Genomic DNA, 12,098 nt, shown 5'->3' on the forward strand with positions numbered 1-12,098 from the left:
CTGCCCTGACGTCGCCGCGGGGTGTTCTTTTCCACACCAGCCCCGGCCAGGACCGGTGCTGCCGCTGGTGGAGATCATCCCGTCGCTGCACACGTCCAAGGCCACGGAGCTGCGCGTGCGGACGTTCGCGGGCGAGGTGTTGGGCAAGCGGACGATCGTCGCGCAGGACCGCGCGGGCTTCGTGGTGAACTCCCTGCTGATTCCATATTTGCTGGCCGCGGTGCGGATGGTCGCCTCCGGCACGGCGACGGCCGAGGACATCGACACGGCCATGACCGCGGGCTGCGCACACCCGATGGGCCCGCTGCGCCTGGCCGACCTCATCGGCCTGGACACGGTGGGGGCGATCGGCGAGGCGCTCTACGAGGAGTACCGGGAGCCGCTGTACGCGCCTCCTCCGCTGCTGCGCCGCATGGTCGAGTCGGGCCTGCTGGGCCGGAAGTCGGGGCGGGGGTTCTTCAGTTACGTACCGGGCGCCGTCGGCCGCGCCGCCTGACCAGGAGCCGAAGCCCGGCGCGCGAACCCGTCGCGCGAGCCCCCTCCGAGAGCCCGTCGCCCAACCGGCCGGTGCCGAACGAATGTGACTCTGGGTAACGCCCGATGTCACGTACATTCGTGCCGGGGGGAGCGAGATCAGGGGGAGAAGAAGTGCCGATGGAACCTTTGGGGTTCGCGGTTCTCGGGCCGGTCCGGGTCCGGCGGGAGGACACGGAGCTGCCCTTGGGGGGTCCTCAGGAAAGGGCCCTGCTGGCGCTGCTGTTGGCGCGGGCCGGGGAGCCGGTGGCCGTGGGCGAGATCGTCACCGTGCTGTGGGGCCGGCGTCCGCCGACCAGCGCGGTGAACGTGATCCGGCGTCATGTCGGGTCGCTGCGCCGTCTGCTGGAGCCCGGGCTGCCTACCCGGGCGGTCGGCCGCTGGCTGCTACGGGACGCGGGCGGATACCGACTTGCGGTGGACGGCGCGTGTCTGGACCTCTTGCGCTTCCGTCTGCTGCGGGACACGGCGCGGCGGGCCGCGGCGGAGGCGTCCCCCGCTCGGGTGGTGGAACTCCTCACCGAGGCGCTGGCGTTGTGGCGGGGGCCGGTCGCGTCGGGGGTCCCCGAGGAGGTTCGCGAGCGGGCGGGATTCGGCTCCGTCGACCGGGAGCGTCTCGCGGCCGTGCGGGAGGCGGCGGACGCGGCGCTGCAGGTCGGCCTACCGGAGGCCGTCCTGCCCGAGCTCCAGGAGGCCGCGGTCCGCAGCCCGTTGGACGAGCCCGTACTGGCCCGGCTGATCCTCGCGCTGGCCGCCACCGGACGCAGGTCGGAGGCGCTGAGCACCTACCGGGCCGTGTGTTCCCGGCTCGCCGACGAGTTGGGCATCGATCCAAGCCCGGAACTGCGCGACGCCCACCAGGCGACGCTGCGCGACCCCTACGATTCGTCGCGCCACGCTCACGAGACGGTGCCCCACGACAGCCGCACGACGGTGCTCCACGACCCCCACAAGACGGTGCTGCGGAACACCCACAAGACGCTGAACACTCACACGACGACGCAGCGCGACACATCCTCACCGGCCGCCGGCACCGTCTCCACCCGGACCGTCGCCAACACGTCCCCCGCCGGAACGCGTTACGCCCCGGCCCCCGACAACACGCCCACCGTCTCTTTCGGTTCCGCCAATCCCAGCGGCACGGTCAGCACAATCGGCTCCACCGCCGCAACCGCTCCCGCCCGGGACAACTGCGTCCAGCCCACCGCCCCCCGCCCCCCGGCCTCCCCGCCGCCACCACCGAAACCCGCACAACTGCCGCACGACCTACCGACCTTCGTAGGCCGCCGCACCGAACTGGACGAGGTACTGGCCCTGCTCGCGGGAGACGACGGGCCGCCCGCCGAGACCGTCGTGATCAGCGCCATCGGCGGAATGGCGGGCATCGGCAAGACCACCCTCGCCGTGCACTGGGCGCACCGGGTCGCCGACCGGTTCCCCGACGGACAGCTCTACGTCAACCTCCGGGGCTTCGACCCGTCGGGAGCGGTGCTCGGCGCCGGGGAGGCCGTCCGGGTGTTCCTGGACGCCCTGGGCGTACCCCCCGACCGGGTTCCGCACGGTGTGGACGCCCAAGCCGCGCTCTACCGCAGTCTGTTGGCGGGGCGCCGGTTCCTCGTACTCCTGGACAACGCGCGCGACACCGCTCAGGTACGACCGCTGCTGCCGGGCACGTCCGGCTGCCTCACGATCGTCACCAGCCGCAACCAACTGTCCGGGCTGGTGTCCACGCACGGGGCCCACTCGCTGACCCTGCGTCCGCTCGACGCCGGGCAGGCACGGGAGTTCCTCGCCCGTCGGCTGGGTGCCCAACGCCTGGCGGGCGAGTCCGGGGCGGTGGCCGAGATCACCACGCTGTGTGCCGGGCTGCCGCTCGCCCTGGCCTGTGTCGCGGCTCGCGCCGCCGCCCACCCCGGTTTCCCGTTGTCGGCCGTCGCGGCCGAACTGCGTGCGGCACACGGCAGTCTCGTGGCGTTCAGCCGTACCGACCCGGCCACGGACGTCAGTGCGGTCTTCTCGTGGTCCACCGGCGCGGTGACGTCCGACGCGGCCCGACTCTTCCGGCTGCTCGCCCTGCACCCGGGACCGGACTTCTCGATACCGGCCACGGCCGCGCTGGCCGGCGTCCCGGCGGCGCGGGCACGGCGGCTGCTGGCCGAGCTCGCCGACGTCCATCTGCTGGGCGAGCGCGCCCCCGGCCGGTACGCCTTCCACGACCTGCTGCGCGCCCACGCCGCCGAACTGCTCGGCGCCCATCACCCGGAGTCCGAACGCCGGTCCGCCCTCGACCGGTTGTACGCGTACTACCTGCACACGGCGCACGCCGCCGGTCTGCTCCTCGCGCCGCACGCCGACCCGATGCCACCGGGTCGGCCCCCGGCGGGTGTCGTGCCCGATCCGCTCGCCGACGACCAGCAGGCCCTGGCCTGGCTCGCCGCGGAGTACCCGGTACTGCTGGCCGTCATCGACGCGGCGGCGCAGTCCGGCCACGACAGCGACGACAGACAACACAACCACAACCGCGACCACGACCACGACCACGACCACGACGACAAGCACCACAGCCACGAAGGCCAAAACCACGACGGCCACAACGGCCACGAAAGTCACACCAGCACGGCCTGCCTGCTCGCCTGGTCCCTGGAGCCGTTCTTCGACCGCCGCGGGCATTGGCACGACTGGGTGTCCGTCCAGCGGACCGCGCTCGAGTGTGCCCGTCGGCACCGGCAGGCCGACCCCGCCTGGGAGGCCCACGGACTGCGGGCGCTGGCCCGGGCGGAGGGCCGGCTCGGGCTGCACGAGCGGTCCCGCCCCCGTCTCGACCGTGCCCTGGAGCTGTTCACCGCGCTCGGCGACGCCATCGGGCGGGCCAACACCCACCGCAGTCTCGGCTGGACGTGCGACCAGCAGGGCGACTTGGCCGGTGCGCTGCGCCACAACCAGCTGGCCCTGCAGTTGTTCGAGGAGTGCGACCACCGGGCGGCGCAGGCCAGTGTCCTCAACTCGGTCGGCTGGTACCTGGCGCAGACCGGGGAGTACCGGCAGGCGCTGAGCCACTGTTTCCGGGCCCTGACCATGCTGCAGGACCTGGGCGACCGCTATGGCGAGGCCACCACCTGGGACAGCATCGCCTACGCCCACCACCATCTGGGCCGCCACCCGCACGCCCTGCTCGGCTACCGCAACGCGCTCGCCCTCTACCGGGACCTCGGCGTGCCGTACCTCGAGGCCTCCACCCTGATCCACATCGGTGACACCCATCTCGCGACGGGCGACCACGAGGACGCCCGGGCCGCCTGGCAGCAGGCCCTGACCATCCTCGTCGCGCTCGGCCATCCCGACGCCGACGAGGTCCGGGACCGGCTGCGGGAGCAGAGCGAGCGACGCGGCCTGGCGTGACGTGTGTGATGCGGTTCGAGGTACTGGGACCACTACGCGTGTGCCGTGGGGGACGGGAGCTGGATCTCGGGTTTCCCCAACAGCGTGCGCTTCTGGGCCTGTTGCTGGTGCGGGCGGGCCGGCCCGTGCCGATGGGCGAGATCGTGGACGTGCTCTGGGACCGGAAAGCGCCGGCGAGCGCGACGAACGTGGTGCGCCGCTACGCCGGTTCACTGCGGCGGCTGCTCGAACCGGGGCTGCCGCCCCGCGCGCCCGGGCGCCGGGTGCTTCGCCGGTCCGGTGGCTACCTCCTGGAGGCGGACGAGACCGAGGTGGACCTGCTGCGCTTCCGTGTCCTCACCAAACGGGCCAAGCGTGCGGTGGCCACGGGGCGGCCCGAGGTGGCGCTGGGGCACTTCGTGGAAGCGCTGGGCGGGTGGCGGGGCCCGGTGGCGATGGGGGTCCCGTCGTCCGTACGGGAACACGCCGTGTTCACGGCGGTGGAACGCGAAATCGTGCACACGGTGCGGATGGCGGCCGACGCGGCCCTGCTGTGCGGCAGGACGGAGTACGTCGTGCCGCAGCTGCGCCGGGCCGTCGGGCTCGACCCGCTGAACGAGTCCCTGCACGCCAGACTCGTCATGGCGTTGGCCGTCTCCGGGCTGCAGGCGGAGGCGCTGGCGGCGTACGAGGACGTACGACGGCTGCTGGCCGCGGAGTTGGGCCTCTCGCCCGGCGCCGAGCTGACTGCGGCCCACACCCGGGTGCTCCGGCAGGAGCTGCGAAGGACCCGCACGGCCCCCGCCCACATGACGCCCACAGCACCGCCCCCACCCCCAACGGCCCCCAACCACCAAACACCCACACCACCACCCCCACCGCCGCCACCCCCACCCCCAACGGCCCCCAACCACCAAACACCCACACCACCGCCCGACCCCCCGGCTCCCCTGGTCCGGCCCGCCCAGTTGCAGCCCGACCTGAAGGTGTTCTCCGGCAGACGAGCCGAACTCGCCGTCCTGCGGGAGCTCACCGACGCCATCGGCCCGCCGCGGGAACGCAGGCCGGCCCCGCGGCGGCGGCCCGACTCACCCGGTGCACCGGCGACCGTCCTGATCAGCGGGATGCCCGGCATCGGAAAGACCACCCTCGCGGTCCACTGGGCCCACACGGTCGCTGACCGGTTTCCGGACGGTCAGCTCTACGTCGACCTGAAGGGGTTCGCCCCTTCAGGTTCCCGGGCTCCCCTGGATGCCTCGGAGGCACTGCGCGGGATGCTCACGGCGCTCGGCGTGGCGCCGCGGCACCTGCCCGTCGGCCTGGACGCCCTCACCGGCCGCTATCGGGACCTGCTGGCCGGACGGCGGCTGCTCGTACTGCTCGACGACGCCGCCGGCACCGAGCAGGTCCTGCCCCTGCTGCCCGCATCGCCCGGCTGTCTGACGCTGGTCACCAGCCGCACCCGGCTGCCCGGCCTGACCGCCTCGGGCGCCCGCCCGCTGCGTCTGGACCTGCCGTCCGCCGTGGACGCGCGGGCCGCGCTGGCTCTGCGCATGGGCCGCGCTCGCCTGGCCGCCGAGCCGGACGCGGCCGACGAGATCGTCGCGTGCTGCGGCCGGCTGCCGCTGGCCCTGGCCGTCGTGGCCGCCCGCGCCATCAGCCGCCCCGACTTCCCGCTGACGGCCATCGCCGCCGAACTGCGGCGCGCCCGGGGCAGTCTCGAGGCGTTCAGCGGCTCGGCGGGGGGAGCGGCCGACGTCCGCGACGTCTTCGCCGTCTCCTACCGGCGACTGTCGCCGCAGGGCGCCCGGCTGTTCCGTCTGCTGTCTCTGCACCCCGGCCCGCACCTGACGGTCGACACCGTCGCCGCCGTCGCCGGTCTTCCGGTCCCCAGCACCCGGCCGCTCCTCGACGAACTCGCCGACGCACACCTCGTCGTCGCAGAGGCACCGGGTCACTACGTCCTGCACGAGCTGCTGCGCGTGTTCGCCGCCGAGCTCACCGCTGGAGAGTCCTCTGACGCCGACGAAGAGGTCGCGGAAGGAGCCGACGAATGTGCCGACGAAGAGGCCGACTGGGAGAAGGGCGAGGAGACCGACGCAGCCCACGGGAAGTGACGGTCACTCCGTTGTCACTTCTTTTGTGCATCCGCCTTCCTACGCTCGGCGCGAAGTGAATGACCGTTTCTTCAGACGGGTTTCGGAGGGACCGACAGATGACGTCCGACTTACTTGACAGGGTGCGCAGGATGCCCATGGGCCTCGACGTCGTCGTCTCCGGCCCGGCGCCCGCGCGGCTGCCCGGAGAGGGCCGGCTGGGGGCGGGAGTCCACCGGCTGATCGGCCGGGGAACGGGCGAGTACCTGTTCGTGGGAGTACGCGGGAATGGCGCGGCCGGTACCGCCGCTGCCCGTCCCGCTGGTCCTGCCGGTCCCGGCGGTCCCGGCGGTCCGGGCGCCCTACGCGGTGCCGTCGCCTCCGGTGCACCCGGCGTCCGGGCACCGCGGGACGTCTTCCTCGACCCCGGGGACATCTGCTTCTACGACGCCGACCGGCCGCCGGTGCCGGTGTTCCCCGAGCCGTCGCGGCTGAAGGTGTTTCTCGTGCCGCGGGAGTCGCTGGGGATCGACGAGCGTGACGTACGGCAGGTCATGGCGACTCCGGTCGCCCGGACGTCGAGGCTGGGGACGCTGCTGTCGCCGTTCCTGTCCGAGCTCGCCGACATGGCTTCCGCGTCGCGGCCCTCCGTCGGCGAGATGCTGGCCTGGAACGCCGTGAACCTCCTGGCCACGCTCGCGACGGAGCAACTGGGCCGGGACGCGACGGGCATCCCCGACGCCCAATCGCCACTGCTGTCGCGGATCCTGACGTTCATCGAGGCGCATCTGGCGGACGCGGACCTGTGCCCCGAGACGATCGCCGCGGCCCAGCACATCTCGGTCCGGTATCTGCACAAGCTGTTCCAGGACGAGGGCACGACGGTCGGCCGGTGGATCCAGCGCCGCCGGCTGGAGGAGTGCCGGCGCGATCTGCTGCTGCACGTCCGGGGCCGGCAGACCATCGCCGCTGTCGCGGGCCGCTGGGGCTTCCTGAGCGCCACCCACTTCAGCCGGGTGTTCCGGGCCGCCTACGGCATGTCGCCCAGCCAGTGGCGGGACACGGCCGGCCGGGGGTGTGCGGTCGGGTAACCAATAGGCGCAGGCGACCCGCGCACCCCGGCGCCGCAGACCCGCACGCCCCGGCGCCGTACGCCGACGCACCCCGACGCCGCAGACCCGCGAACCCCAGCGTCGTACGCCGGCGCACTCCGCCGCCGCAGACCCGCGAACCCCGGCGCCGCAGACCCGGGCAAGTGCAGGCTATTCAGGCCCCGACTCTGGTGTGTCCCGGCAGCGCACCGGATGCGTGCCGACAGCGCACTGCCTCCGTTCCATGCGCTGGTGGGCCGACACCGGTGCGCTGACGGGCAATTCCCTCCACCGGCACGGTTTTAGCGTGGCCGTCACGGCCCCGCAGATCTCCGTGTCTGACCCGGCCTCGTTCGTCCCACCGGAGAAGACCGGCGGGACACAGGAAACTCAGGAGAACTCACATGTCCGACGCCGTCGAGCCGGTCCGGCCGGTCCTGGAGCCGGCGGCAGCCTCGTTCGCCGAGGCAACCGCCAACCCGCCCTACCTCTTCGACCTGCCGCCCGCCGAGGGACGCAAGGCCGTCGACGAGGTGCAGTCCGGCGAGATCGAGAAGCCGGAGATCGACGAGGAGTGGATCACCGTCCCGGGCGGCCCGACGGAGGGCGTCCGGGCTCGTATCGTCAAGCCCGCCGGTGCCGAGGGAAGCCTGCCGGTGATCCTCTACATCCACGGCGCGGGCTGGGTGTTCGGCAACGCCCACACGCACGACCGGCTGGTGCGCGAACTCGCGGTCGGCGCGAACGCCGCGGTGGTCTTCCCCGAGTACGACCTCTCCCCCGAGGCCCGCTACCCGGTCGCGATCGAGCAGAACTACGCGGTCGCCCGGTGGATCGTCGAGCAGGGCGCGTCGAAAGACCTGGACGCCTCCCGGCTCGCCGTGGCCGGTGACTCGGTCGGCGGCAACATGACCGCCGCGCTGACGCTGATGGCCAAGCAACGCGGTGACGTGCCGCTGGTCCAGCAGGTCCTCTTCTACCCGGTCACGGACGCGTCCTTCGACACCGGTTCCTACCACCAGTTCGCCGAGGGCTACTTCCTGCGCCGCGACGGCATGCAGTGGTTCTGGGACCAGTACACGACCGACGAGGCGGAGCGCGCCCAGATCACCGCATCCCCGCTGCGCGCCACCACCGAGCAGCTCACCGGCCTGCCCCCGGCGCTGGTCATCACCGGCGAGGCGGACGTCCTGCGCGACGAGGGCGAGGCCTACGCCAACAAGCTGCGCGAGGCGGGCGTCCCGGTCACCGCGGTCCGTTTCCAGGGCATCATCCACGACTTCGTGATGCTCAACGCCCTGCGGGGGACGCATGCGGCGGAGGCGGCCATCACGATGGCCGTCGGCGCCCTGCGGTCCGTGCTGCACGCCCGCTGACACGGTACGGGGCGGCTCGGCCGGCGCGCGGCCAGCACCCACTGACACCACCTCAGCGGCATCAGGCCAGGGGAAGAACCGAACTACGCGCGACGAGCTGACGCAACGGCGTGCGGCTCACCGGACCAGTGGACGTCCCCGCACCGAGTACGCCCACTGGTCCGGCGAGGGCATGTGTTTCAGCCCAGGGTCCGCTGAGAGGCACCGGCCTGTGACTTTGCCATGGCGCTCGCCACCTGGCGGTCAGAGGCCCTTGGGCATGGGCCTGCCCTGGTGACTGTCCCAGGTGAAGCCCCAGCGGCAGACGAGTCGGGCTGTACGCCGGGTTCTGTGTCCCCGGGCGCCTCGCGGCGGCCGGGGCGACGGCCATCCATCTAGGGCCGGCGTTGCCGTCGGCCTCGTGCGGTCTACCCGCGGACTCGGGCGGGCAGCCCTCGAGCGTCCGCGCAGAGCGCTTTTCACGGCGCTCCTTTTGACCTTGCTCCGGGTGGGGTTTACCTAGCTGCCCAAGTCACCCTGGGCACTGGTGGTCTCTTACACCGCCGTTTCACCCTTACCCAGCGCCTGAGCGCTGGGCGGTTTGTTTTCTGTGGCACTGTCCCGCGGGTCACCCCGGGTGGCCGTTAGCCACCACCCTGCCCTGTGGAGCCCGGACGTTCCTCGGGGAGGTCCACAGGGACCCCCACGCGGCCGTCCGCCCGGCTCGTCTGCCGTGGGGACGATGATACCCGGCGGGTTACCCGGTGTGTCACCGAGCGGCTGCCCTCCGTCGGCGCCGCGGCCGTGGCCAGGAACGAGCCCGCCAGGATCAGGGTGAACGCGACGAGCACGCCGGCCGTCAGTTCCTCGCCGAGGAACACCGCGCCCGCGGCGACCGCGACGGCCGGGTTGACGTAGGTGAAGACGGTCGCCCGGGTGGGGCCCGCCTCCCGGATCAGTTCCAGGAAGACCACGAAGGCGAGGGCCGTGCAGATCACGCCGAGGCCGGCGAGCGAGGCCAGCACCTCGCTGGACGGAACCTCGGACGGCCAGGTCAGCGCCGCCGCGGGTGCGTACACCAGTGTCGCCAGGAGCAGGCAGGGGGCTATGAGTTGCAGCGTGGGGACCGACTTCAGGTAACGCGCCATGATCAGCGGCGCGATCGCGTAGCCCAGGACCGTCACCCCGACTTCGGCGAGGGAGCGCGCGTCGCCGCCGGTCAGGTGCGGGACGGTCAGCACGGCCACTCCGCCGAGACCGAGTGCCAGGCCCGCGACACGGCGAGCGCCCAGCCGTTCACCCTCGCCGAAGAAACGGGCGAGTACGACACCCACGATGGGTACCCCGGCGATCAGCAGGCCCGCCGTGGTGCTGGACAGGTGCCGCTCGGCGTCGGTCAGCGTCCACCACGGCCCGATGATCTCGATCACGGAGAAGGCCAGCATGGGGCGCCAGTACGCCCGTACCACACGGACGAGGTTCCCCTGCCGTACCGCGAAGGGCAGGAGCAGTACGGCGCCCAGGGCGCAGCGCGCGAACACCACCATGGACGGCGACACCCCGTCCACGGCCACCTTGATCATCAGGTAGGGGATGCCCCAGAGGACTCCCATCAGGGAGAAGAGGAACCAGCCACGTGCAGTCATACCGGCAGTTTCGGCCGGGCGGGGGTGCGGAGTCTTGAACGCTGTTGCGCCGCCAGTCACCGGCCGCGACCGGCTGTCTGCCTGACCGGCTGACCGGCTAAGGGGTCCTTGCACTATGCCCGCCCGGGTCGCGCGGCCTGGCACCGCTCCCCCAAGCTCTCGGCTGCGCTCGAGCAGGGGGCACCCCCATCGCCGCGTTGCCGAAAAGCCCAGGTAGCTCCTCCCCCAAGCTCTCGGCTCCGCTCGAGCAGGGGGCACCCCCATCCAGGGCTCTCCGGCGCCTTGCGATGCACGGCACCAGACCACGCGACCTCATCGGACGCTCATAGTGCAAGGACCCCTAAGGGCTTGCCGGGATACAACTTGCATGCTCCGGGTCTTGACACTGCAGCTCAGGACAGATGCTCGCCGACGATTTATTTCCCGGCAAGCCCTAAGGGCCGACGCCCGCCCGGTACGTCGCCGGGGTCACTCCGACCACCCGCCGGAACCAGCGCGTGAGATGGGCCTGGTCCGCGAAGCCCACCAGGCCCGCCACCTCTGCCGGGCGGTGGCCGGACTCCAGGAGCGTACGGGCCCGGCCCACCCGGTACTGGGCGAGCCAGGCGTACGGGGGCATGCCCATGGTGCCGCGGAACGCTCGCAGGAGCTGGTAGCGGGACATGCCCAGCTCGGTGGCGAGTTCCGCGAGGGAGGGCGGGGCGAGGAGTTCCTCGGCGAGCCGGTCGCGTACGGCATGGGCGACGGTGCCGGCGCCGGGGACCGTGTCGCGCACCGGCCGGGCGGTGGAGTGGCGCCGGGCGAGCGCGGTGAGCAGCCAGGGGAGGCGGGACTCGGCCTCCAGGGGATCGTGCAGACCGCTCAGCTCGGCGTGTGTGCGCCTCAGCGCGCCGGCCAGCTCCGGGTCGTCGATCAGCGGCTCCCGGAAGTGCGGCAGGCCGAGCGTGCCCTCGCTGAGCAGGGAGGCCTTCGGGTACAGCGCACGGTACGCGTAGCCGTTGGGCTCCGCGGGGCGGCCGGTGTGCGCCTCCCCGGGGTCGATCACGACGATCGAGCCCGCGCCGACGTCGAGGCGGCCGCCGCGGTAGTCGATGGTGTTGGTCCCGGCGACGCACATCCCGATGGCGAACTCCTCATGGGCGTGCGGTGCGTAGCGGTGGTCCTGGAAGCTGGCGGTCAGCAGGTCGAGGGAGTCCCGGGGGCCGAGGCAGGCCCGGGTCCAGCTGGTCTCGTCGCGCGCGGCCATGGCTCCTCCGTCCCGCTACCTTGCGTGTTTGCTGCAACGCGGAGGGGGCCCGTTTCCTTCCGGGGCCGTGCCGGCTCAGAGGAAGTCCGTCGTCTCCAGCTCGAACGCGAAGGGCTCGGGGAGAGTGATCGGCTTACCGAAGGGGCGGGTGCAGAGCTGGCGGTAGTCGTCGTTCTCCGGGTCGCTGAACAGGGTGACCGAGGAGGTCTCGCGGTCGACGAGCAGATAGAGGGGGATGCCACCGCGGGCGTAGCAGCGGCGTTTGGTTTCGCGGTCGGCCTTCGGTTTGGTGGACGTCACCTCAGCGACCATGGCGACGCCCTCGCAGGGCATCCAGGGGTCGGCGCCTCGATAGAGCCGCAGCCGGGCGGGGGCGAACGTCCCGTCGGGGATGGCGTGGTCCTTCGGACAGCCGCCCCCGCTCCTCAGCTTGAGTCCCTTGTGCCCGGAGAAATCCATGTCGGTGGCGGACTGCCTGATCACCTGTTTCATGATCAGGCTGATGTAGTCCTCGTGATCCCCGTCCGGCGGCGGCGTCACAACGATCTCGCCCTCGATCAGCTCGGCCCGGAAACCCTCCGGGGTGTCGAGGGCGAGGAAGGTCTCCAGCAGGCCCTCCGCCGGCGTGAGCGGCTCATGCGCCACGGCAGTCATGTCACGCCCCTCCTCCGGTCGATCGCCATGCTGGGACATCGCCGAACCGCCTGTCCGTGAGATCGGGAACCGTTCCCTCGATCGTGGCACAGGACGCC

Annotated in this window: 6 protein-coding genes, 1 other RNA gene and 2 pseudogenes; 5 read left to right on the forward strand and 4 right to left on the reverse strand. The window is 72.2% G+C overall.

Features of this window, described 5'->3' with window-relative positions:
- Window positions 1–34: 34 nt before the first annotated feature.
- The 5 genes and pseudogenes from EF387_RS39700 to EF387_RS39720 form a co-directional block, all read left to right on the forward strand.
- Window positions 35–496: pseudogene (locus EF387_RS39700) on the forward strand (3-hydroxyacyl-CoA dehydrogenase family protein); the annotation flags it as partial.
- A gap of 158 nt (window positions 497–654) precedes the next feature.
- Window positions 655–3,933 (forward strand): BTAD domain-containing putative transcriptional regulator, encoded by a 3,279-nt coding sequence (locus tag EF387_RS39705; protein WP_128381479.1) that lies wholly within the window; start codon window positions 655–657, stop codon window positions 3,931–3,933.
- Between the two features lie 8 nt (window positions 3,934–3,941).
- Complete coding sequence (locus EF387_RS39710) at window positions 3,942–6,029, forward strand: AfsR/SARP family transcriptional regulator (protein ID WP_128381504.1); 2,088 nt, start codon at window positions 3,942–3,944, stop codon at window positions 6,027–6,029.
- Between the two features lie 98 nt (window positions 6,030–6,127).
- Window positions 6,128–7,099 carry a helix-turn-helix domain-containing protein gene (locus tag EF387_RS39715; RefSeq protein ID WP_202918516.1) on the forward strand — a complete coding sequence of 324 codons (972 nt, stop codon included), beginning with the start codon at window positions 6,128–6,130 and terminating at the stop codon, window positions 7,097–7,099.
- 404 nt (window positions 7,100–7,503) lie between these two features.
- On the forward strand, window positions 7,504–8,475 hold the full coding sequence (locus EF387_RS39720; RefSeq protein ID WP_128381481.1) for an alpha/beta hydrolase: 972 nt from the start codon (window positions 7,504–7,506) through the stop codon (window positions 8,473–8,475).
- Window positions 8,476–8,776: 301 nt separating this feature from the next.
- Here EF387_RS39720 and rnpB read toward each other — a convergent pair.
- The 4 genes and pseudogenes from rnpB to EF387_RS39740 form a co-directional block, all read right to left on the reverse strand.
- An RNA gene (gene rnpB, locus EF387_RS39725) (RNase P RNA component class A) lies at window positions 8,777–9,181 on the reverse strand.
- A 91-nt stretch (window positions 9,182–9,272) separates the two neighbouring features.
- Window positions 9,273–10,364: pseudogene (locus EF387_RS50230) on the reverse strand (DMT family transporter); the annotation flags it as partial.
- 169 nt (window positions 10,365–10,533) lie between these two features.
- Window positions 10,534–11,346, reverse strand: coding sequence for a helix-turn-helix domain-containing protein (locus EF387_RS39735; protein ID WP_128381482.1), 813 nt, complete (start codon window positions 11,344–11,346; stop codon window positions 10,534–10,536).
- 75 nt (window positions 11,347–11,421) lie between these two features.
- The gene (locus EF387_RS39740; RefSeq protein ID WP_128381483.1) at window positions 11,422–12,000 is read right to left on the reverse strand and encodes a Uma2 family endonuclease; all 579 of its coding nucleotides are present in this window, start codon (window positions 11,998–12,000) and stop codon (window positions 11,422–11,424) included.
- Window positions 12,001–12,098 lie beyond the last annotated feature (98 nt).

The organism is Streptomyces cavernae (genome assembly GCF_004023625.1).
Lineage (GTDB): Bacteria > Actinomycetota > Actinomycetes > Streptomycetales > Streptomycetaceae > Streptomyces > Streptomyces cavernae.